This is a genomic window from Streptomyces sp. NPDC008139 (genome assembly GCF_042957025.1).
Taxonomy (GTDB): Bacteria; Actinomycetota; Actinomycetes; order Streptomycetales; family Streptomycetaceae; genus Actinacidiphila.
On the sequence record NZ_JBIBHM010000015.1, the window covers coordinates 24,326 to 44,996 of the forward strand.

Sequence of the window (20,671 nt, forward strand, 5' to 3'; positions counted from 1 at the left end):
CCGGTGGGGGTTGCTCGCGCAGTTCCCCGCGCCCCTGACAGGCCCTAGTCCTGGGAGAGGACGAAGGAGACCTGCTTGGCGCCGTAGCCGGAGAGCTGGGCCTGGATCAGGTAGGTGCCGGGCGCGGCAGCGCTCCCCTTGGGGGTCGCGCACTTCGGGGAGCTGGTCTTGGCGTTCCAGCGGAGCGTGTACGTCGTGGAGCCGTGGGCGGGCACCTGGAGGAGGTAGGAGCCGCTGCCCGCGGTGGGGCAGTCGTCGGAGGCCCAGGTGTGGGCGTTGCCCGCGGTCGCGGTGATCGTGAAGACGGCCTTGGCGGGGCCGAAGTCGACCTTGCAGGAGACGGATCCGGAATTCGCGGCGCGCAGCTCGAAGACGGGGGTCTCGTCCGGCGAGTAGGAGTTCTGGACGCTGCGCAGCGAGAGCTGGACGCTGCCGGGCGAGCAGTCGGGGAGCGTGGAGCCGGCGGGCAGTTGACCGCCGGAGCCGCCGTTGCCCGAGCCGCCGCTGGTGGCGACACCGCCGGAGGCCGCGCCGCCGGACGACGAGGTGCCCGCCGTACCCGACGTACCGCCGTCGTTGCCGCCCGAGGAACCGGCACCGGCCGAACTTCCGTCCGTGGCACCGCCGTTGGAGCCGCCGTCGGAGCCGGAGGAGCCCGCGGAGGAACCGGAGGAGCCGCCGCTGTCGCCGCCCGAGGTGTCGCGGCCACCGGGGCGCCCGGTGATGTGCGTACCGGTCGGCTCGGGTCCCGGCGTGATCGTGCCGACCGGGGTGTGGGTGCCCGAGGAGCCGTTGTTGCCGCTACCGCCGCCCCCGCCGGTCGAGTTGACCAGCCAGAAGATCAGCAGGGCGACGAGCGCGAGCACACACAGCGCAACGGCCCGCCGCCGCCAGTAGATGGTCGACGGCAGAGGTCCGACGGGATTGCGCATTGAGCCCACACCCGAACTCTAGGGGAGATCACCCGCGCCTCGCCGCAACACCCGCCGCTCGACGCCCGGTCTTTGCCGATCATCACGTTTAAGGGGACGGCCGGTCGCTGTCAGTGGCCTGTGCGAGGATCGGGAGGACATGAGCACCGACATCCGCGACGCTTCCGTCAGCACCTCAGCCCGCACGTCCCCGGCCGCCCCCGCGGGTTCGGCGGTCCCCCCGGCTCCCCCGGCCGCCGTCACCGAACTGCACGACCTGGTGATCGACTGGTTCGGCGAGCACGCCCGCGATCTGCCCTGGCGGCGGCCGGACGCGGGCGCGTGGTCGGTGATGGTCAGTGAGTTCATGCTCCAGCAGACGCCGGTCGTCCGGGTGCTGCCGGTGCATCAGGAGTGGCTGGCCCGCTGGCCGCGCCCGGCCGACCTCGCGGCGGAGTCGCCCGGCGAGGCGGTGCGCGCCTGGGGGCGGCTCGGCTATCCGCGCCGCGCGCTGCGGCTGCACGCGGCGGCCACCGCCATAGCGGCCCAGCACGACGGCGAAGTCCCCGAGGACCACGGCCAGTTGCTGGCCCTGCCCGGCGTCGGGGAGTACACGGCGGCGGCCGTCGCGTCCTTCGCGTACGGGCGGCGGCACATCGTGCTCGACACCAATGTGCGGCGGGTCTTCGCCCGCGCGGTGACCGGCACCGCGTATCCGCCGAACGCGACGACGGCCGCCGAGCGGCGGACCGCCCAGACGCTCCTCCCGGCCGAGGAGCCGGTCGCGGCGCGGTGGGCGGCGGCCACCATGGAGCTGGGCGCGCTGGTGTGCACCGCCCGCTCCCCCGAGTGCGGGCGCTGCCCGATCGCGGCGCGCTGCGTCTGGCGGCTGGCCGGTTCGCCCGCGCACGACGGGCCGCCGCGCCGGGGCCAGACGTACGCCGGGACCGACCGGCAGGTACGCGGGCGGCTGCTGGCCGTCCTGCGCGCCTCCACCGCTCCCGTACCGCAGGCCGCGCTCGACGCCGTGTGGCACGAGCCGGTGCAGCGGGCCCGGGCGCTGGACGGCCTGGTCGAGGACGGCCTGGTCGAGCCGCTGGCGGACGGCGTGTACCGGCTGCCGGTCTAGGCCGTATCCGTCTCAGCGCCGCATCCGTTACAGCGCCCTATCCGTCACACCTCTTCACCGGGCACCGTCCCCGGATGATCCGGCCCGGCGGTGCCGCGCGCCCTCCCCCGGCGGACCCGCGCGCCCGCCCCCGCACCCACACCCACCTCGGCTTTCGTGGGCTGCGCCCCCTGTGACGCCTGACTTCTCGGGTCCGTAAATGCCCGTTTCATCGCAAATGCACCCATTCATAGCTCTTTACGGCTTGCATTCCACCCGTTACAGAACCGATGGGTTGCTGTGAGGCCGCTGTGCGCTCGCGGTGGCGAAAGCCCAACATCCGCTCCGTAGCGTCCTCGATGTCGGCAGGGAACGACGACAGCGGCAGGCAGGCACGGGACGGAGTCACACCATGGCGGGGAACGGCGAGGTACTGGAGTTCGAGGAGTACGTGCGGACTCGGCAGGACGCCCTGCTGCGCAGCGCCCGCCGCCTGGTGCCCAATCCGGTCGACGCGCAGGACCTCGTACAGACCGCGCTGGTGCGGACGTATCCGCGCTGGGAGGGGATCGCCGACAAGACGCTGGCCGACGCGTACATGCGCCGGGTCATGATCAACACCCGTACCGAGTGGTGGCGGAACCGGAAGCTGGAAGAGGTGCCCACCGGGGAGCTGCCGGACGCGAGCGTGGACGACGGCTCGGAGCAGCGCGCGGACCGCGAGATGCTGCTCGACGTGATGACGGTGCTGGCGCCCAAGCAGCGGCAGGTCGTGATGCTGCGGCACTACGGTCAGCTCTCCACCCAGGAGACGGCCCGCGCGCTGGGCATGTCGACAGGTACGGTGAAGAGCACCCTGCACCGGGCGCTGGCCCGGCTGCGGTACGAACTGGAGCACGGACGCTACGGCTACTCCCGGCTGGACGCGGTGGACCGGGACCCGGCCGGGCGTGACGCGTCCCAACCGGAATCGGCATACTCGACGCACCCGGCTCATTCGACGGGCGCGACCGGACCGCTCGGCACGGCCGCTCCGCTCGGCACGGCCGGCTCGACCGGGTCGGCCGGATCGACCGACCCGCTGGACCCGGCCGTGCTCGGCCGGGAACCGATGGAACGCATGGAGGGCGTGTGGGCCGCGTAGCCTCGACTCTCGCGACGGGCGCGCTGGCGTGCGCGTGCGTCGTGGTCGCAGGCTGCGGTACGGCCGCCACCGGCGCCCGCCGCGAGGGCCCGGCGCCGGCCGCCACCAGGGTGAAGACCCCGTCCACCGTCGCCCCGGCGATCGTCGCCGACCAGGTGGCGCTGGCCACGATGGTGCGCAAGGACAACAGCGTCAGCGCGGACGTGCGCGAGGATCTGACGCCGTGCGTGGGGGCCGGTTACCCGATGGACACCGACTCGGGCGACCTCACGGCGGGCGACGGCCCCGACCTGGTGATCAACGTGACGACGTGCGGCGACGGCCTCGGCATCGCCGCGTACGTGTACCGCATGGTCAACGGCAAGTACCAGAACGTGTTCGCGGACGAGCAGCCGCCGGTCTACGGCAGCGTCGAGGACGGGCGGCTCCAGATCATCCACGAGGTGTACAGGACCGACGACCCGGCGACGTATCCGACCGGCCAGGAGTCGATCACGTACGCCTGGCGCGGGCAGCGCTTCGTCGAGGTCGCGCGGGACTTCTCGGACTTCGGCGCGCGGACGCCGACCGTCTCGCCCGAGCCGACCTCGACCGACCCGGCGCCGCTGCCCAAGTCGGACCCGGTCGACCCCGGCGTGCCGTCGGCGGAGACCACGACCCCGGCCAAATCCCCCTCCTCCGGCGTGTCCGGCAAGCCGAGCAGTCCCGCCGCTCCCGGTTCGACGGCCCCGCAGATGTCGGCCGACGGCGACGCCATCCAGCACGGCCAGGGACAATAGCCCGGTGGCCGCCACTCATGTCCTGTTCGTCGAGGACGACGACGTCATCCGCGAGGCGACGACTCTCGCGCTGGAACGCGACGGCTTCGAGGTCACGGCCGCGCCCGACGGGCTGGAAGGGCTCACGGCCTTCCGCGCCCGCAGGCCGGACCTCGCGCTGCTCGACGTGATGGTGCCGGGCCTGGACGGCGTGTCGCTGTGCCGCCGGATCAGGGACGAGTCGACGGTGCCGGTGATCATGGTGTCGGCGCGGGCCGACGCCATCGACATCGTGCTCGGCCTGGAGGCCGGGGCCGACGACTACGTGACCAAGCCGTTCGACGGCGCCGTGCTGGTGGCGCGGATCCGCGCCGTACTGCGCCGCTTCCGGGCGGCGGGCGGTGACGACGGGCTGGACGAGGCGCCCCAGCTCTCCTTCGGGGACATCGAGATCGACCCCGAGGGCATGGTGGTCACGCGGGCCGGTGAGCGGCTGGCGCTGACCCCGACCGAGATGCGGCTGCTGCTGGAATTCGCGGGCGCGCCCGGCACCGTGCTCTCCCGCGACCGGCTGCTCCAGCGGGTCTGGGACTACGAGTGGGGCGGCGACACGCGGGTCGTGGACGTCCATGTGCAGCGGCTGCGCGCCAAGATCGGCCAGGACCGGCTGGAGACCGTCCGCGGTTTCGGCTACAAGCTGCGGGCCTGAGGTCGCGTGCCCTCCCGTCCGGCGGACTCGCCGTCCGCCACCTCGCACCCCGGAGGCCGGCGCCGCTTCCGTACCGGCCCGCGCTGGTTCCGTGCCGGTCTGCGCTGGTTCCGTGCCGGTCTGCGCTGGAAGATCGCCGCGGCCATCGCCGTGGTGTCGGCGCTGGTCGCGCTCGCACTGAGCCTGGTGGTGCACAACGCCGCGCGGGTCAGCATGATCAACAGCACCCGTGACGTCCAGGACGAGCGCGTGCAGTCGGCGCTGCGGATCTACGAGACGACCGGGCGGCTGGTCTTCTACGCCAAGATCGACGACCCGGAGCTGCCGCGCGAGCTGAAGGAGTTCGCGGCCAAGGGGCAGCGCGCCACGTATGTGCAGGACACCGGCGGTCACCCGATGGTGTGGGCGGAGACGCCCGCCGCGGACGGCCGGGTGCTGTCGCTGAAGACCGGTTTCACCGACCGCTACTCCGTGCTGGACGACCTCGACCAGGCGCTGGTGGCCGGTTCGCTCGCGGTCGTCGTCGGCGGTACGGCGATCGGTGTGCTGATCGGCGGCCGGATGTCGCGGCGGCTGCGAAAGGCGGCGGTCGCGGCCCGCAAGGTCGCGGACGGCGACACCGAGGTACGGGTGCGCGAGGCGATCGGCGGCCGGCGCGTACGGGACGAGACGGACGAGCTGGCGCGGGCCGTGGACGCGATGGCCGACGCGCTGCAACTGCGGCTGGAGGCCGAGCGGCGGGTGACGGCCGATATCGCGCACGAGCTGCGGACGCCGGTCACCGGTCTGGTCACCGCCGCCGAGCTGCTGCCGCCCGGCCGCCCCTCGGAGCTGGTGCGCGACCGCGTGCACGCGCTGCGGACACTGGTCGAGGACGTCCTGGAGGTGGCGCGGCTGGACGGCGCCGCGGAACAGGCCGACCTCCAGGAGCTGGCGCTCGGCGAGTTCGTCCGCCGCCGCGTCCTGGCGCTGGCGCCGGACGCCTCGGTCACGGTGGCCGAGGAGGCGGTCGTCCCCACCGACCCGCGCCGCCTGGAGCGCATCCTCGGCAATCTGCTCGCCAACGCCGCCCGGCACGGCGGCGCCCCCGTCGAGGTGGTGGTCGACGGCCCCTACCTGCGCGTCCGCGACCACGGGCCCGGCTTCCCCCCTGACCTCCTGCGCGACGGCCCCAACCGCTTCCGTACGGGCTCCGCCGCCCGCTCGGGCGGCGGCCACGGCCTGGGCCTGACGATCGCCACCGGCCAGGCCCGCGTCCTCGGCGCCCGCCTCACCTTCCGCAACGTCCCCGCCGAGGACGGCGGCGGCGCGGTCGCGCAACTGATGCTGCCCCGCGAGTAGCCGGGGTCCGGCACTTCGCGGGGCAGCGGGTCCGGCCGAGGAGCCGGGGGCGGGTGGCCAGCGGCCGGGGGGCTGGGGGGGCCGGGGGCCTTGCCGGTCAGATGATCAGATGGCGTCGGCCAGGACCGGGGGCTGTTCGTCCTCGGAGCTGGCGGCCTTGGGGGCCGCGGCGCGCAGCGGGATCTCGGTGATGAACCAGGCCGCGGCGAAGCCGACGACGCTGATGACGGCGCCCCACAGGAAGACGGTGTGGGTGCCGTCGGCGACCGCGTGGAAGTACGCGTCCTTCACGGCCGGCGGGAACTTGGCGATGGTGGCCGGGTCGAGCTGGGCGCCGGCCTTGGTGGCCCCGGAACCGGCTCCGGCGGCGCTGGAGGCCATGCCGTGGGAGACGGTGTGCGTGAACAGGGCGCCGAAGAGCGAGACGCCGAAGGAGCCGCCGATCGTGCGGAAGAGGGTGGAGGACGAGGAGCCGACGCCGATGTCCTTCATCTCGACGCTGTTCTGCGCGATCAGCATCGTGATCTGCATGACGAAGCCCATGCCGACGCCGAGTACGGCCATGTAGAGGCCGGAGGTGAAGCGGCTGGTGTTGACGTCCATGGTGGAGAGCAGGAACAGGCCGAAGGTCATGAAGGCGCCGCCGACCAGCGGGAAGATCTTGTACTTGCCGGTGGAGGTGGTGATGCGTCCGGCGACCATGGAGACGACGAGCATGGCGCTGAGCAGCGGCAGCAGCAGGAGTCCTGAGTTGGTCGCGGAGGCGCCCTGGACGGTCTGCTGGTACAGCGGCAGGAAGGTCATCGCGCCGAACATCGTGAAGCCGACGATGAAGCCGACCAGCGAGATCAGCGAGAAGTTGCTGTTGCGGAAGATCCGCAGCGGCAGCACCGGCTCGGCGGCGCGGGTCTCGGCGTACAGGAAGGCCGCGAGCGAGACGAGGCCGAGCACGAGCAGGCCGATGATCTGCGCGGAGCCCCAGGCGTACTGCGTGCCGCCCCAGGTGGTGAGCAGGACCAGCGAGGTGATCGCGACGGTGAGCAGCGACGCGCCCCAGTAGTCGATACGGCCCGTGCCCCGCTTCTTCGGCAGGTGCAGCACGATGGTGACCATCGCGAGGGCGACGACGCCGATCGGCAGGTTGATGTAGAAGCTCCAGCGCCAGCCCCAGTTGTCGGTGATGCTGCCGCCGACGAGCGGGCCGCCGATCATGGCGATGGCCATGACACCGGCGATCATGCCCTGGTACTTGCCGCGCTCGCGGGGCGGGATCATCTCGCCGATGATCGCCATCACGCCGACCATCAGACCGCCGGCGCCCAGGCCCTGGACGGCGCGGAAGCTGATGAGCTGGTCCATGGTCTGCGACATGCCGGAGAGCGCGGAGCCGAGCAGGAACAGCACGATGGACGTGAGGAAGATGCCCTTGCGGCCGTACATGTCGCCGAGCTTGCCCCAGATGGGGGTGGAGGCGGCGGTGGCCAGCGTGTAGGCGGTGACGACCCACGACAGGTGGTTGAGCCCGCCGAGTTCGCCGACGATCGTCGGCATCGCGGTACCGATGATCATGTTGTCGAGCATCGCGAGCATCATCGCGATCAGCAGGCCCGCCATGACGACGCGCACACTGCGCTGTCGCGGCTCCGCCTTGACGGCGGCGGCGGTGTCGGTCTGGGACATGGCGGTGGGTCCTCCCCCGGTGAGGGCGGTTCTCCGGCTCCGGCGACACTCACTTTGCCGTCCGCTTACTTGCCGCCCGGCTAGCTAGGTACGGAATGAAGGTACGGGGCAACTAGCCGGGCGTCAAGTAAGTGCGTAGGGTTTGACCAAGGCCGTACCGTCATGCCCCGTACAGCCCGTCGAGCCGGTCGGGCTCCGTCTGCCCGACGCGAGCGCAGCAGGAGTGCACAGCCATGGTCACAGCGCAGACCCGCCGCGGCGACACCCGCCGCCGCATCCAGGACGTCGCCCTCGAACTCTTCGCGGAGCAGGGCTACGAGAAGACCTCACTGCGCGAGATCGCCGAGCATCTGGACGTCACCAAAGCGGCGCTCTACTACCACTTCAAAACCAAGGAAGACATCCTCATCAGCATCGCGCAGGACCTGTCGAAACCGGTCGACGCGCTGATCGCCTGGGGCGACGAGCAGCCGCGCACGCTGGCCACCAAGCAGGAGGTGCTGCGCCGCTACAGCGAGGCGCTGTGGGGCGCGGAGGCGCTGTTCCGGTTCTTCCAGGAGAACCAGGCCACGGTGCGCGAGCTGAGCATCGGCGAGTCCTTCAAGGGCAAGATCGGCTCGCTGAGCGGGCTGCTGAGGGAGCCGGAGTGGCCGATGCCCGCGCAGGTGCGCTGCATGACCGCGCTCTTCGCCATGCACGCCGGGATGTTCGCGATGCGCGACATCGAGGGCGATCCGGCCGCCAAGCGCGCCGCCATCCTCGACGTCGCGCTCGACCTGGTCGCCCAGGCGGAGGCCGAGGCGGGGGTCTGAGGGGGCTGAGAGGACTGAGGAGGCCGAGGAGGCTTCTTCGAAGGGGCTCTCACGGGTAGAGACGGCGGCCGGATGTTGACGGCCGCCGTCTCTCTTGTACGACTGGATCTCTTGTACGACTGGTGGGATCAGACGTGCGTCAGACGTGCACGCCGTGCGTGCGCAGGAAGTGCAGCGGCTCGACGGAGGAGCCGTAGTACGGGGTCTTGCGGATCTCGAAGTGCAGGTGCGGACCGGTCGAGTTGCCGGTGGAGCCGGACTTGCCGATCTCCTGGCCGGTGTCCACCTTCTGGCCGACGTGCACGCCGATGTGCGACAGGTGGCCGTACTGCGAGTACGTGTTGTCCGCGTGCTTGATCACGATGTTGTTGCCGTACGCGCCGCCCCAGCCCGCCGTCACGACGGTGCCGGTGTGCGCGGCCCGCACGCTCGTGCCGCTCGGCACGACGAAGTCCTGGCCGGAGTGGGTGTGCGCCCAGTGCGGACCGGCCTGCGCGTACCCCGCGCCGATCACGTAACCGCTGGTCGGGGTCGCCCAGGACGCGCTGCGGGCCTTGCGGTCGGCGGCGGCCTTGGCGTCCGCGCGCTTCTTGGCGTCGGCCGCGGCCTTGGCCTTGGCCTCGTTGGCGGCCTTGGTCTTCGCGGCGTCGGCCTTCACCTTGGCCGCGGTGGCCTGCTGGCCGCTGGCCTGCTTCTGCACCACGTCGGAGATGCTGCTCGCCGTCCCGGCGGCGAGGAATCCCTCGTGCTGCGTGTCGGCGGCGATCGCCGCCGTCGAGCCCAGGGCGAGCGCCGCGACCAGTCCGCCCGTCACTACCGCGACACGGCCACGGGTGACGGACTTCGCGGCACGGTTCATCGTCGAGTTCTTGCGCATGAAGAAACAACCTCACTGAAAGGGGGGAGCAACAGGTCCGGAGATCCGAAACATCCGACTGCGGCTCGTTGCCCATCCTTGGTAACGCGGCATTCCGCCGGACCACAAGGACCCCTCTTACTAAGCGCGGTCGTAGCGCCGCCCTCTCGGATTCCACCCTCCATTCACCCTTTTTACGTCGAATGCCCGGTACGCCCCCGCACTCAAGTCGCACCAAAACGGGCATCAAGGGCCCCGCCCCTTCGCTTCCCTGCCCCCCGCCTGTGCGTGATCCACAGGCTCCGCACACCCCGCGAACCCGCCACTATTTCGCTTAGTAAGTGGCCTGGCTCACATGGGGTACATCACCTCGCCACGCGATTCGGCGAATTCCACCGGGACCAAGGACCTGTGACCGCCGCCACTTCCCCGCCCCTTAGAACCCGCCCCCTTCCGCGAATTCGTGGCGCGGGTCACATTCCCGCCCCTATCGTGAGGCCCGGACACCAGGGGGCCCATGCCGCGTGACGCGCCCCGACGGCCTCTCCCCCTGAGCGGCCACGTCCGGGCCTCCCCGGAGTGACAAAAGGGGCGGGCCCCGGACCGTTACCGCTGGTCCGGGGCCCGCCCCTTACTGCGCCGCTGTCGCGGCGGACGCTACCGCGCCGGAGGCGCTACGCGTCCTTGGTCAGATTCGGCCCGCTCGCCGTCTCCACCGGCGGGGCGTCCGCGACCGTGACCTTTTCCTCGCCACGGAACGTGAACTTGGCCGTCTCGCCCTCGCCCTCGACGTCGACCACGACGATGTGACCGGGGCGCAGCTCGCCGAAGAGGATCTTCTCGGAGAGCGAGTCCTCGATCTCGCGCTGGATGGTCCGGCGCAGCGGCCGGGCGCCCAGGACGGGGTCGTAGCCGCGCTTGGAGAGCAGCACCTTGGCGTCGGGGCTGAGCTCGATGCCCATGTCGCGGTCGCGCAGCCGCTCGTCGACCCGGCTGATCATGAGGTCGACGATCTGGAGGATGTCCTCCTCGGTGAGCTGCGGGAAGACGATGACATCGTCGACGCGGTTCAGGAACTCCGGGCGGAAGTGCTGCTTCAGCTCGTCGCTGACCTTGTTCTTCATCCGCTCGTAGTTGGACTTCGTGTCGCCCTGGGCGGCGAAGCCCAGGTTGAAGCCCTTGGAGATGTCCCGGGTGCCGAGGTTGGTGGTCATGATGATCACCGTGTTCTTGAAGTCCACGACCCGGCCCTGGGAGTCGGTCAGGCGACCGTCCTCCAGGATCTGCAACAGCGAGTTGAAGATGTCGGGGTGGGCCTTCTCGACCTCGTCGAAGAGGACGACGGAGAACGGCTTGCGGCGCACCTTCTCGGTGAGCTGGCCGCCCTCCTCGTACCCGACGTAGCCGGGAGGCGAGCCGAAGAGCCGCGAGACGGTGTGCTTCTCGCTGAACTCCGACATGTCGAGCGCGATCAGCGCGTCCTCGTCGCCGAAGAGGAACTCGGCGAGCGCCTTGGACAGCTCGGTCTTACCGACGCCGGACGGGCCGGCGAAGATGAACGAGCCGCCGGGACGCTTGGGGTCCTTCAGACCGGCACGAGTGCGTCGGATGGCCTTGGAGAGCGCCTTGACGGCGTCCCGCTGGCCGATGACGCGCTTGTGCAGCTCGTCCTCCATGCGCAGCAGGCGGGAGGACTCCTCCTCGGTCAGCTTGAAGACCGGGATGCCGGTGGCGGTCGCCAGGACCTCGGCGATCAGGTCGTCGTCGACCTCGGCGACGACGTCCATGTCGCCGGCCTTCCACTCCTTCTCCCGCTTGGTCTTCGCGGCGAGGAGCTGCTTCTCGTTGTCCCGGAGCGAGGCCGCCTTCTCGAAGTCCTGCGAGTCGATCGCGGACTCCTTCTCGCGGCGCACGTCGGCGATCTTCTCGTCGAACTCGCGCAGGTCCGGCGGCGCGGTCATCCGGCGGATGCGCATCCGGGAACCGGCCTCGTCGATCAGGTCGATCGCCTTGTCCGGCAGGAAGCGGTCCGAGATGTACCGGTCGGCCAGGGTCGCGGCGGCCACCAGGGCGGAGTCCGTGATGGACACCCGGTGGTGCGCCTCGTACCGGTCGCGGAGGCCCTTGAGGATCTCGATGGTGTGCTGGAGCGACGGCTCCGCGACCTGGATGGGCTGGAAGCGGCGCTCAAGGGCCGCGTCCTTCTCCAGGTACTTGCGGTACTCGTCCAGCGTGGTGGCGCCGATGGTCTGGAGCTCACCGCGGGCCAGCATGGGCTTGAGGATGGAGGCGGCATCGATCGCGCCCTCGGCGGCACCGGCGCCGACCAGGGTGTGCAGCTCGTCGATGAACAGGATGATGTCGCCGCGGGTGCGGATCTCCTTGAGGACCTTCTTCAGGCGCTCCTCGAAGTCACCGCGGTAGCGGGAGCCGGCGACCAGGGCGCCGAGGTCAAGCGTGTAGAGCTGCTTGTCCTTCAGCGTCTCGGGCACCTCGCCCTTGACGATCGCCTGGGCCAGGCCCTCGACGACGGCGGTCTTGCCGACGCCGGGCTCGCCGATGAGCACGGGGTTGTTCTTGGTGCGGCGGGACAGCACCTGCATGACCCGCTCGATCTCCTTCTCGCGCCCGATCACCGGGTCGAGCTTGGTCTCACGAGCGGCCTGGGTCAGGTTGCGGCCGAACTGGTCGAGGACGAGCGAGGTCGAGGGGGTGCCCTCGGCCGGGCCGCCTGCCGTGGCCGACTCCTTCCCGCCGGAGTAGCCGGACAGGAGCTGGATGACCTGCTGCCTGACCCGGTTGAGATCGGCGCCCAGCTTCACCAGGACCTGGGCTGCGACGCCCTCGCCCTCGCGGATCAGGCCGAGCAGGATGTGCTCGGTGCCGATGTAGTTGTGGCCGAGCTGGAGGGCCTCGCGGAGCGACAGCTCCAGGACCTTCTTGGCCCGGGGGGTGAAGGGGATGTGGCCGGACGGGGCCTGCTGGCCCTGGCCGATGATCTCCTCCACCTGCTGGCGGACCGCCTCGAGCGAAATCCCGAGGCTCTCCAGGGCCTTAGCGGCGACACCCTCACCCTCGTGGATCAGGCCCAGGAGGATGTGCTCGGTGCCGATGTAGTTGTGGTTGAGCATCCGGGCTTCTTCCTGAGCCAGGACGACAACCCGCCGCGCGCGGTCGGTGAACCTCTCGAACATCGTTAATCGCTCCTCAGAGCGGTCGGGCAGTGAGGGGTCGGTCCCCTCCCTGTCCTTCCGCATGCTAGTCCCGCACAGCGGCGCCGCTCACGTATCCACCCCCGCTCGCGCGAGGAAAGCTGCGCTACCGGCTGACGTCACTCACACAACCTCGATGGTGCGAGACGATGTTCCCGCAGGCCAGGCGAATACCCCTTTATCAAGTACGCCCGTGGCGAACGCACGCCCTCGCCTGCTCGAACACCAGCCCTTCCCACTAGGTACTTCTTACCCTCTGCCCAGGACACTCCATGCCGAAAGCGGCTGGGGAGTGCGCTAAGGGCGAACAACCTTGCGCCGTTACGGACACTTCCGGCCGACACCGAACGTGTTCACCCATCAACGGTACGTGGTCGCCGCCGTAACCCCCGCCCCGGCGGGCAGTTGCACACGGCATGGGCTGGTACGAGCACGAACTGGGGTGGCCGACCACCGGGGCGCTGCCGCCGGGTCTGGTCACCGGGGTGCGGTTCGACGCGGTGGACGTGCCCGCGGAGGCGGGTCTGGCGATGCTGAACCGTTTCCCGCGGCCGGGCCAGCTCGGCCCGGTGGCGCTGGACGGCCACCGGATCCGGCTGCTGGTGGCCGCCGGATCCGCCGAGGAGCTGCCGGGGCTGCTGGAGTGGCTGGAGTGGGGCGGTATCCGGCTGGATCTGACGGCGCTGGGGTCCGGCGCTCCGATGCGAGCGCCCGCGCACCCCGAGTGGGGCCGCCGGGAGGCCGCGTACGACCGGTCCGCGCCGGTGTGGCTGCGGCCTCCCCGACCGGGGTGCGAAGTCGAGTCCACGGTGCCCGCGCTGCGTGTCACGGGTGGAGCCGATGGAACGGGGGTACCCATCGGGCTCACGGCACTGGTGGCCGCCCTTGCGACGGCCTGCCACCGGATCACGCTGCGGACGCGTAGCCAGGATCAGCCGTGGGCCTTCTCGTACGCCTCACGAATGGTGGCCGGAACACGACCGCGGTCGTTGACCTCGTAACCCTTCTCCTTGGCCCACGCACGGATCTTCGCGGTGTCGGGACCGGAAGCGCCGCCTCCGCGGACCGCCTTGGTGCGGCCACGACCGGCTCGTCCGCCGGTACGACGGCCACTGTCCGTGTACGGGTTGAGCAGCCCGCGGAGCTTGTCAGCATTCGCGGTGGTGAGGTCGATCTCGTAGGTCACACCATCGAGAGCGAACGTGACGGTCTCGTCCGCCTCGCCGCCGTCGAGGTCGTCAACAAGAAGAACCTGGACCTTCTGAGCCACCGGCTTCCCTTTCATCGAAAACGGATTAACGGTAAAAGCAAAGCGCCTTTGCGGGAAAAACACAAACCCCTTGCACGAACGGGCGCCCGCGAGGTAGCGCGATCCGGACAAACCGGAACGGTCAGAGTTGCAGCAGCATGCGGCTGTTGCCCAAGGTGTTCGGTTTCACTCGCTCCAGGTCCAGGAACTCCGCGACACCCTCGTCATTGGAACGGAGGAGCTCGCCGAAGACATCGCCGTCGACCGGCGTCTCCCCGATCTCCACGAAGCCGTGCTTCGCGAAGAAGTCCACTTCGAAGGTGAGGCAGAAAATTCGGCGGACTCCCAGCCAGCGTGCGGTGTGCAGCAACTTTGCCAGCAACTGGTGGCCGACACCCTTGCCGCGCTGTGTCGGGTCCACCGCCAACGTCCTGACCTCGGCCAGGTCCTCCCACATCACGTGCAGGGCGCCGCACGCGACCACGTTCGCGTCCTCGTCCCGTTCCGCGACCCAGAACTCCTGGATGTCCTCATAAAGGGTCACTGTCGGCTTGTCGAGCAGGATGCCGTCACGCACATAGGAGTCGAGCAGCGTCCGTACCGCGGCGACATCGCCGGTGCGCGCCCGGCGGATGGTGACGTCATTCGACATGAGGGGCATGTGCGGACGCTATCGCCCTTCGGGATCCGCAGGACCGGAGGGGTCGACGGACTGGATGATGCGCAATGCGTCACGGACCGCTTCACGCTGTTCCGGAGACATCATGCCGAAGAAGTGGACGAGCGCGGCGGCCGGGTTGTCGCTCGCGGACCACGCTTCGTTCATCAGTGCGGCAGAGTATGCGGCACGCGTCGAAACGGCCTCATAACGATAAGCGCGGCCTTCCTCCTCGCGGCGGAGCCAGCCCTTCTGGCGCAGGTTGTCCATTACGGTCATGACAGTTGTGTACGCGATGGATCGATCCCGTGAGAGATCCTCCAGGACCTCACGAACCGTGACCGGTCGGTTCCACTCCCACACTCTCGTCATGACGGCGTCTTCGAGGTCTCCCAATGGCCGGGGCACATTCCGGATACTAGCCGCAGACGTTCCGCTTATCGGGACCAAACGGGTCGGACCGGCGCACGGCGCCTTGTCGGGCACCCCGCACCGGTCCGTGGATCGGGCATGGATCTTCGGCCAAGTATCAGATGATATTGATTTCCTTGGCCGTCAAATGCCGCGGCGGGCGTCAGCGGTCCTCGGCGGAGGGCTGGCGCGCGGCCTCGGCGCGGGCGAAGGCGGCGTCGACCGCCGCGTCCTCCTTGGCCTTGTTGGCCCCGCCCTGGTTCTTGATGATCGTCACGATGACGGCGATGAAGAGGATCGCCATCACCAGCGGCGGCACGATCGCGGATACGTAGTCCATACCGACCAGCGTAGCCACGCCTCCCGCGCCGCCGACGGCGGGTGGGTGCGGCGGGCCCGTCAGGCCGAGCGGGCCTCGTCGTCCCGCTTGGGCGCGGCGGGCTTGCGGCCGGGCGGCCAGATCTCGGCGGGCGTCGGCGGGCGCTTGGGCGCGCCCTCGCCGGGCCCCGGCGAGGGGGACGGCGTCGGGGACTTCGGGCGGGGCGAAGGAGCCGGGGACGGCTTCTTCTCCGCCGGGTCCGCGGCGGTGGCGGAACGGGCGCCCGGGAGGGCGAGCAGGCGGCGCGACGTGGTCATATGGGCCTCCAGGCGGAGTCGTACGTCGTTCTCTGCGAGGGTTTCGCAGCGGCGCAGCAGTGCGGTGCGCCGCCGGTACTCCGGGGTTCCGCTCGGTGCGGCACGCAGGCGGCGCAGTGCGGCGAGGTCGTCCGCGCCGGGTACGTAGCCGCTGGCGAGCGCGGTGGTGAGCCGTTCCAGATACCCGCCCGCGCTTCCGGGCAGCGCCTGCCGGTACCGGCTCAGCTCGTCCAGCAGGAACGACCGCAGCCGTCCCGCCTCGGCCACCGCGTCGTCCACGGCGTGCACGAGCCGGAGGTATTCCTGTACGTGCTCGGCGGTCCGCTCCGGTGCGGTCACCTGCGCGGCGGGGCGTACGGGTCCGCGGACCTGTTCCGCCGGGCGTACGTGCTCGGCCGCGCGCGGCGCGAGCACGGCGTCGGCGGCGGCGGTGTCGGTCCGGCCCGCGTACGGGGACAGGACTTCCGCCAGGGCTCGGCGCAACACGCGCAGTTCGTCCGCGCTGAACGCCATGCCGCCTCGGTTTCCGTGTGGCGTGGGCATAGCGAAAGATTAGTCTTTAACCGGACAAATCACACGCATCCTCGCGCACTCGGGTGCGTCGCCCGCCCCGTACCGCCGCAAGCCCCCCGTACCGCCCGGAGCCGCCCCGTACCGCCGGGCAACACGGCGTACACCCCGGGCGCTACGACGTCTGGACGTTCCGCTCGTACACCAGCCGCAGTCCGATCAGCGTCAGCCACGGCTCGTGCTCGTCGATGATCGACGCCTCGCCCAGGACCAGCGGGGCCAGGCCGCCCGTCGCGATGACGGTCACGTCGTCCGGGTCGTCGGCCAGCTCGCGCGCCATCCGCTCGGCGATGCCGTCGGCCTGCCCGGCGAAACCGTAGAGGATGCCGGACTGCATGGCCTCGATGGTGTTCTTGCCGATGACGCTGCGCGGCCTGGCCAGCTCGATCTTGCGCAGCTGCGCGCCGCGCATGCCGAGCGCGTCCACCGAGATCTCGATGCCGGGCGCGATGGCGCCGCCCACGTACTCCCCGCGCGCCGACACCGCGTCGAAGGTCGTCGCCGTGCCGAAGTCCACGACGATGCACGGGCCGCCGTAGAGGTGCACGGCGGCCAGCGAGTTGATGATCCGGTCGGAGCCGACCTCCTTGGGGTGGTCGACCAGGATCGGCACACCGGTCTTGACGCCCGGCTCGACCAGGATCGACGGGACGTCGCCGTAGTAGCGGCGGGTCACCTCGCGCAGTTCGTGCAGCACCGACGGCACCGTCGAGCAGATCGCGATGCCGTCGATGCCGTCGCCGAGGTCGCCGAGCAGCGGGTGCATCCCCATCAGGCCCTGGAGCAGTACGGCCAGTTCGTCGGCGGTACGGCGCGGGTCGGTGGAGATCCGCCAGTGCTCGACGATCTCCTCGCCGTCGAACAGCCCGAGGACGGTGTGGGTGTTGCCGACGTCGATGGTGAGCAGCATGCGCCCCTACGCTTCCGCTCGCCGGCCCGCGGCGTCCGCGCGCAGGTCGAGGCCGATGTCCAGGATCGGGGAGGAGTGGGTGAGGCCGCCGACCGCCAGGTAGTCCACGCCGGTCTCGGCGTAGGCGCGGGCGGTGTCCAGGGTGAGGCGGCCCGAGGACTCCAGCACCGCGCGGCCCGCGACCAGCGCGACGGCCTCCGCGGTCTCGGCCGGGGTGAAGTTGTCCAGCAGGATCAGGTCGGCGCCCGCGTCAAGCACCTCGCGCACCTGGTGCATCGTGTCGACCTCGACCTCGACCGCCAGGTCCGGGAACTCCTCGCGGACCAGCTTGAACGCCTGCGCCACGCCGCCCGCCGCGACCACGTGGTTGTCCTTGACCAGCGCCGCGTCCGACAGCGACATCCGGTGGTTGACGCCGCCGCCGCAGCGGACCGCGTACTTCTCCAGCGCCCGCAGGCCCGGTGTCGTCTTGCGGGTGTCGCGGACCCTCGCTGAGGTGCCCTCCAGCACGTCGGCCCACGCGCGGGTGGCGGTGGCGATACCGGAGAGCCTGCACAGCAGATTGAGCGCGCTGCGCTCGGCGGTCAGCAGGTCGCGGGTGCGGGTGCGCACGGTGAGCAGCTTCTGCCCGGCCGCGACCCGGTCGCCGTCCTCCACGTGCCGCTCGACCTCGAACTCGTCGGTGCACACCACCGACAGCACCGCCTCGGTGACCCGCAGGCCCGCCACGGTGCCCGCCTCGCGGGCGGTGAAGTCGCCGGTGGAGAAGGCGTCCTCGGGGACGGTCGCCACGGTCGTGACGTCCACGCCCTGGTCCAGGTCCTCCTCGATCGCCATGTGCGCGATGTCCTCGACCTGCACCGGGTCCAGGCCCGCGTCCATCAGGAGCTGCGCCAGGTCGGGGTCGAGGCCGCACTCCAGCGGGTCGAGGCCGTACGCGTCGTCGTACGCCTCGCCCGCGCCGCAGCCGCAGCCGTCACCGCAGCCGCCGCCGGTCACCTCGCTCGGCGGGCCGATCTGCGGCAGCGGGAGGGCGACGGGCCGGGGACGGTCGGGGGTGGTCACGAGGGCTCCTTCGAATTCCGAGCGGCGTGCGGCGGACGGTTCGCGGTAATGGGCGCGGCGTCCGGCGCGGTGCCGTTGGGGGCGGCCCCATCATCCACGATCGGCGCGGTCCCGGGGGCGCCGCCCCGGGTGTCCCCCGTGCCGCCGCCGGTCGGCGGGAAGTCCGTGCCTTCGGTGGTGTGCAGCGCGAGCGTGCGGTGCGGGGTGAGGCGTACGACGAGATGCCGGCGCCACGCCTGGTCGTCGCGGTCGGGACGGTCCTCGCGCCAGTGGCAGCCGCGGGTCTCCTCGCGGCGGCGGGCGGCGGCGACCAGCACCCGGGCGACCAGGCCCAGATTGGTCGCCTCCCAGGTCTCGACGCACGGCTCGGCGGTCTTGCCGTCCCTGTCGTACTCCTCGACGGCCGCGGTGTGCAGCCGTTCCAGCGCGCCCGCCGCGGTGGCCAGGCTGTCGGCGCTGCGCAGGACGCCCGCACCCGCCGACATGATCCGCTGCACCTCGTAGCGCGCCTCGGACGCCAGCAGCGGGGTGGGCGCGGGGTCCGGGATGACGGGCTCGCCCGGCACGGTCGGGTCGGCGACGATGTCGGCGGCGATCCGCTCGGCGAAGACCAGCCCTTCGAGGAGCGAGTTCGACGCGAGCCGGTTCGCGCCGTGCACGCCCGTACAGGCGACCTCGCCGCACGCGTACAGGCCGGGGACGGTCGTACGGCCGAGGAGGTCGGTACGGACGCCGCCGGACGCGTGGTGCGCGGCGGGCGCGACCGGGATCGGCTCGGTGACGGGGTCGATGCCGTGGGCGCGGCAGGCGGCCAGGATGGTGGGGAAACGCTCCTCCCACATGGTGGCGCCGAAGTGCCGGGCGTCGAGGTACATGTGCTCGGCGCCGGTCTCCTGCATCCGCCGCGTGATGCCCTTGGCGACGATGTCGCGCGGGGCCAGCTCGGCCAGTTCGTGCCGGCCGACCATGAAGCGGACCCCGTCGGCGTCCACCAGGTGCGCGCCCTCGCCGCGTACCGCCTCCGAGACCAGCGGCTGCTGGCCCTCGGCGTCCGGGCCCAGCCACAGCACGGTCGGGTGGAACTGGACGAATTCCAGGTCGCTGACCTCGGCGCCCGCGCGCAGCGCCAGCGCCACGCCGTCGCCCGTCGACACCGCCGGGTTGGTGGTCGCCGAGAACACCTGGCCCATGCCGCCGGTGGCCAGGACGACGGCGCGGGCGCGTACGGCTCCGACGCCGTCGCGCTGCCCGGCGCCCATCACGTGCAGGGTGACGCCCGCGGTGCGGCCCTCGGCGTCGGTGAGCAGGTCGAGGACCAGCGCGTTCTCGACGAAGTCGATATTGGCGTCGCGGACCGCCTCGATCAGCGCGCGGGAGACCTCGGCGCCGGTCGCGTCGCCGCCCGCGTGGACGATCCGGCGGCGGTGGTGGCCGCCCTCGCGGGTCAGCAGGATCTCGCCGCTGGTCTTGTCGGTGTCGAAGTGCGCGCCGGTCGCGATGAGGCGGCGCACCGCGGCGGGGCCCTCGGTGACCAGGGTGGCGACGGCCGTCTCGTCGCAGACGCCCGCGCCCGCGACGAGGGTGTCGGCCAGGTGCTGCTCGGGGGTGTCGCCCTCGCCGAGGGCCGCGGCTATGCCGCCCTGCGCCCAGCGGGTCGAGCCGTCGTCCAGGTGCGCCTTGGTCACGACCGTGACCTTCGCTCCCGCGGCGGCGCAGCGCAGGGCGACGGTCAGGCCCGCGACGCCCGAGCCGACCACGACCACGTCGGAGGTCAGCGTCCAGCCGGGCGCGGCGGCGTACAGGCGGATGCCGGTACTCGCGCTTGTGGCTCTGGTTCCGTTCATTCGGCGGCTCCGAACTCCAGCGGGAGGTTGTCGATCAGGCGGGTGGTGCCGGCCTTGGCGGCGACGGCGAGGACGGCGGGGCCCGCGTGGTCCGGCGCGGCTTCGGTGAAGTCGGCGGGGTCGATGAGGGCCAGGTAGTCGACGGCGAGGCCGTCGGCCGTGGCCAGGACGTGTCCTGCCGCCCGTCGTACGGCGTCCGGGCCGCCCCCGGCCGCGTCCCGGCCCGCGAACAGGGCGCGGGACAGGGCCAGGGCGTGCTCGCGGTCCCGCTCCGACAGGTAGCGGTTGCGGCTGGACAGCGCCAGGCCGTCCGGCTCGCGCACGGTCGGTACGGCGACGATCTCGACGGGGAAGTTCAGGTCGGTGACCATGCGGCGGATCAGGGCGAGCTGCTGGGCGTCCTTCTGCCCGAAGAAGGCCGCGGCGGGCCGCGTGAGGTGCAGCAGCTTGGCGACGACGGTCAGCATGCCGTCGAAGTGGCCGGGCCGGGACGCGCCCTCGTACCGCTCGCCCATGGGTCCCGCGGTGATACGGACCTGCGGTCGGCCGCCCGGGTAGACCTCGTCGGTGGCGGGCGCGAAGACGTGGTCGGCGCCGGCCTTCTGCGCCAGCACGACATCGGCTTCGAGGGTGCGGGGGTAGCGGTCGAGGTCCTCGTTCGGTCCGAACTGGAGGGGGTTGACGAAGACGGTGACGGTGACGAGGCCGTCGCCCGCGTAGGCGCGGGCCGCGCGGATCAGGGCGGCGTGGCCCTCGTGCAGCGCGCCCATCGTCATGACGACGGCGGCGGCCGGGGG

At 71.3% G+C, this 20,671-nt stretch carries 20 protein-coding genes; 7 read left to right on the forward strand and 13 right to left on the reverse strand.

The window, feature by feature from the left end:
• Positions 1-44 precede the first annotated feature (44 nt).
• Positions 45-932, reverse strand: a complete 888-nt coding sequence (locus ACFZBB_RS28495) for a hypothetical protein (protein WP_391128117.1) — start codon at positions 930-932, stop codon at positions 45-47.
• Between the two features lie 139 nt (positions 933-1,071).
• Here ACFZBB_RS28495 and ACFZBB_RS28500 point away from each other — a divergent pair, with 139 nt between their 5' ends.
• From ACFZBB_RS28500 to ACFZBB_RS28520, 5 genes are all read left to right on the forward strand, one after another.
• Entirely contained in the window at positions 1,072-2,040 is a 969-nt protein-coding gene (locus tag ACFZBB_RS28500; RefSeq protein WP_391128120.1) for an A/G-specific adenine glycosylase, read from the forward strand.
• A 391-nt stretch (positions 2,041-2,431) separates the two neighbouring features.
• Positions 2,432-3,163 (forward strand): SigE family RNA polymerase sigma factor, encoded by a 732-nt coding sequence (locus ACFZBB_RS28505; protein WP_391128123.1) that lies wholly within the window; start codon positions 2,432-2,434, stop codon positions 3,161-3,163.
• Complete coding sequence (locus ACFZBB_RS28510) at positions 3,151-3,942, forward strand: hypothetical protein (protein WP_391128126.1); 792 nt, start codon at positions 3,151-3,153, stop codon at positions 3,940-3,942. Before ACFZBB_RS28505 ends, ACFZBB_RS28510 begins: the two co-directional genes overlap by 13 nt.
• A 4-nt stretch (positions 3,943-3,946) precedes the next feature.
• A complete protein-coding gene (gene cseB, locus ACFZBB_RS28515) occupies positions 3,947-4,630 on the forward strand; it encodes a two-component system response regulator CseB (protein WP_391128129.1) in 684 nt (227 codons plus the stop codon).
• Between the two features lie 6 nt (positions 4,631-4,636).
• Entirely contained in the window at positions 4,637-5,971 is a 1,335-nt protein-coding gene (locus ACFZBB_RS28520) for an ATP-binding protein (protein ID WP_391128132.1), read from the forward strand.
• A gap of 105 nt (positions 5,972-6,076) precedes the next feature.
• Here ACFZBB_RS28520 and ACFZBB_RS28525 read toward each other — a convergent pair whose 3' ends face one another.
• The gene (locus tag ACFZBB_RS28525) at positions 6,077-7,651 is read right to left on the reverse strand and encodes a DHA2 family efflux MFS transporter permease subunit (protein ID WP_391128135.1); all 1,575 of its coding nucleotides are present in this window, start codon (positions 7,649-7,651) and stop codon (positions 6,077-6,079) included.
• Between the two features lie 233 nt (positions 7,652-7,884).
• Here ACFZBB_RS28525 and ACFZBB_RS28530 point away from each other — a divergent pair, with 233 nt between their 5' ends.
• Positions 7,885-8,463, forward strand: coding sequence for a TetR family transcriptional regulator (locus ACFZBB_RS28530; RefSeq protein ID WP_391128138.1), 579 nt, complete (start codon positions 7,885-7,887; stop codon positions 8,461-8,463).
• A gap of 139 nt (positions 8,464-8,602) precedes the next feature.
• Here ACFZBB_RS28530 and ACFZBB_RS28535 read toward each other — a convergent pair whose 3' ends face one another.
• Together ACFZBB_RS28535 and ACFZBB_RS28540 are read right to left on the reverse strand one after the other, a co-directional pair.
• Positions 8,603-9,340, reverse strand: a complete 738-nt coding sequence (locus ACFZBB_RS28535; RefSeq protein WP_391128141.1) for a peptidoglycan DD-metalloendopeptidase family protein — start codon at positions 9,338-9,340, stop codon at positions 8,603-8,605.
• 653 nt (positions 9,341-9,993) lie between these two features.
• Complete coding sequence (locus ACFZBB_RS28540; protein ID WP_355342267.1) at positions 9,994-12,513, reverse strand: ATP-dependent Clp protease ATP-binding subunit; 2,520 nt, start codon at positions 12,511-12,513, stop codon at positions 9,994-9,996.
• Between the two features lie 434 nt (positions 12,514-12,947).
• Here ACFZBB_RS28540 and ACFZBB_RS28545 point away from each other — a divergent pair, with 434 nt between their 5' ends.
• Complete coding sequence (locus tag ACFZBB_RS28545) at positions 12,948-13,532, forward strand: SCO3374 family protein (protein ID WP_391128144.1); 585 nt, start codon at positions 12,948-12,950, stop codon at positions 13,530-13,532.
• Here the strand turns inward: ACFZBB_RS28545 and ACFZBB_RS28550 are convergent.
• The 9 genes from ACFZBB_RS28550 to panC form a co-directional block, all read right to left on the reverse strand.
• On the reverse strand, positions 13,463-13,801 hold the full coding sequence (locus ACFZBB_RS28550) for an Lsr2 family protein (RefSeq protein WP_355342261.1): 339 nt from the start codon (positions 13,799-13,801) through the stop codon (positions 13,463-13,465). The two genes, ACFZBB_RS28545 and ACFZBB_RS28550, sit on opposite strands and share 70 nt — an antisense overlap.
• 121 nt (positions 13,802-13,922) lie before the next feature.
• Positions 13,923-14,441, reverse strand: a complete 519-nt coding sequence (locus ACFZBB_RS28555; protein ID WP_355342258.1) for an amino-acid N-acetyltransferase — start codon at positions 14,439-14,441, stop codon at positions 13,923-13,925.
• Positions 14,442-14,450: 9 nt separating this feature from the next.
• On the reverse strand, positions 14,451-14,846 hold the full coding sequence (locus ACFZBB_RS28560; protein ID WP_355342255.1) for a BlaI/MecI/CopY family transcriptional regulator: 396 nt from the start codon (positions 14,844-14,846) through the stop codon (positions 14,451-14,453).
• Positions 14,847-15,012: 166 nt separating this feature from the next.
• Positions 15,013-15,189: a hypothetical protein gene (locus ACFZBB_RS28565; RefSeq protein WP_355342252.1), complete on the reverse strand. Its 177-nt coding sequence runs from the start codon at positions 15,187-15,189 to the stop codon at positions 15,013-15,015.
• A 59-nt stretch (positions 15,190-15,248) separates the two neighbouring features.
• Positions 15,249-16,028 (reverse strand): hypothetical protein, encoded by a 780-nt coding sequence (locus ACFZBB_RS28570; protein WP_391128147.1) that lies wholly within the window; start codon positions 16,026-16,028, stop codon positions 15,249-15,251.
• A gap of 142 nt (positions 16,029-16,170) precedes the next feature.
• Positions 16,171-16,965: a type III pantothenate kinase gene (locus tag ACFZBB_RS28575; RefSeq protein WP_355342247.1), complete on the reverse strand. Its 795-nt coding sequence runs from the start codon at positions 16,963-16,965 to the stop codon at positions 16,171-16,173.
• Positions 16,966-16,971: 6 nt separating this feature from the next.
• The gene (gene nadC, locus ACFZBB_RS28580) at positions 16,972-18,030 is read right to left on the reverse strand and encodes a carboxylating nicotinate-nucleotide diphosphorylase (RefSeq protein ID WP_391128150.1); all 1,059 of its coding nucleotides are present in this window, start codon (positions 18,028-18,030) and stop codon (positions 16,972-16,974) included.
• Positions 18,027-19,874, reverse strand: a complete 1,848-nt coding sequence (locus ACFZBB_RS28585; protein WP_391128153.1) for an L-aspartate oxidase — start codon at positions 19,872-19,874, stop codon at positions 18,027-18,029. The genes nadC and ACFZBB_RS28585 overlap by 4 nt, the downstream gene beginning before the upstream one ends.
• On the reverse strand, positions 19,871-20,650 hold the full coding sequence (gene panC / locus ACFZBB_RS28590) for a pantoate--beta-alanine ligase (protein ID WP_391049788.1): 780 nt from the start codon (positions 20,648-20,650) through the stop codon (positions 19,871-19,873). Before panC ends, ACFZBB_RS28585 begins: the two co-directional genes overlap by 4 nt.
• Between the last annotated feature and the right edge of the window lie 21 nt (positions 20,651-20,671).

Excerpts from the sequence above, each read along its gene's own strand:
- ACFZBB_RS28495 (WP_391128117.1), bottom strand. The coding sequence starts at position 932 with ATGCGCAATCCCGTCGGACCTCTGCCGTCGACCATCTACTGGCGGCGG.
- ACFZBB_RS28500 (WP_391128120.1), top strand. The coding sequence starts at position 1,072 with ATGAGCACCGACATCCGCGACGCTTCCGTCAGCACCTCAGCCCGCACG.
- ACFZBB_RS28505 (WP_391128123.1), top strand. The coding sequence starts at position 2,432 with ATGGCGGGGAACGGCGAGGTACTGGAGTTCGAGGAGTACGTGCGGACT.
- ACFZBB_RS28525 (WP_391128135.1), bottom strand. The coding sequence starts at position 7,651 with ATGTCCCAGACCGACACCGCCGCCGCCGTCAAGGCGGAGCCGCGACAG.
- ACFZBB_RS28530 (WP_391128138.1), top strand. The coding sequence starts at position 7,885 with ATGGTCACAGCGCAGACCCGCCGCGGCGACACCCGCCGCCGCATCCAG.
- ACFZBB_RS28535 (WP_391128141.1), bottom strand. The coding sequence starts at position 9,340 with ATGCGCAAGAACTCGACGATGAACCGTGCCGCGAAGTCCGTCACCCGT.
- ACFZBB_RS28540 (WP_355342267.1), bottom strand. The coding sequence starts at position 12,513 with ATGTTCGAGAGGTTCACCGACCGCGCGCGGCGGGTTGTCGTCCTGGCT.
- ACFZBB_RS28545 (WP_391128144.1), top strand. The coding sequence starts at position 12,948 with ATGGGCTGGTACGAGCACGAACTGGGGTGGCCGACCACCGGGGCGCTG.
- ACFZBB_RS28555 (WP_355342258.1), bottom strand. The coding sequence starts at position 14,441 with ATGCCCCTCATGTCGAATGACGTCACCATCCGCCGGGCGCGCACCGGC.
- ACFZBB_RS28565 (WP_355342252.1), bottom strand. The coding sequence starts at position 15,189 with ATGGACTACGTATCCGCGATCGTGCCGCCGCTGGTGATGGCGATCCTC.
- ACFZBB_RS28570 (WP_391128147.1), bottom strand. The coding sequence starts at position 16,028 with ATGCCCACGCCACACGGAAACCGAGGCGGCATGGCGTTCAGCGCGGAC.
- ACFZBB_RS28575 (WP_355342247.1), bottom strand. The coding sequence starts at position 16,965 with ATGCTGCTCACCATCGACGTCGGCAACACCCACACCGTCCTCGGGCTG.
- ACFZBB_RS28585 (WP_391128153.1), bottom strand. The coding sequence starts at position 19,874 with ATGAACGGAACCAGAGCCACAAGCGCGAGTACCGGCATCCGCCTGTAC.
- panC (WP_391049788.1), bottom strand. The coding sequence starts at position 20,650 with ATGACGATGGGCGCGCTGCACGAGGGCCACGCCGCCCTGATCCGCGCG.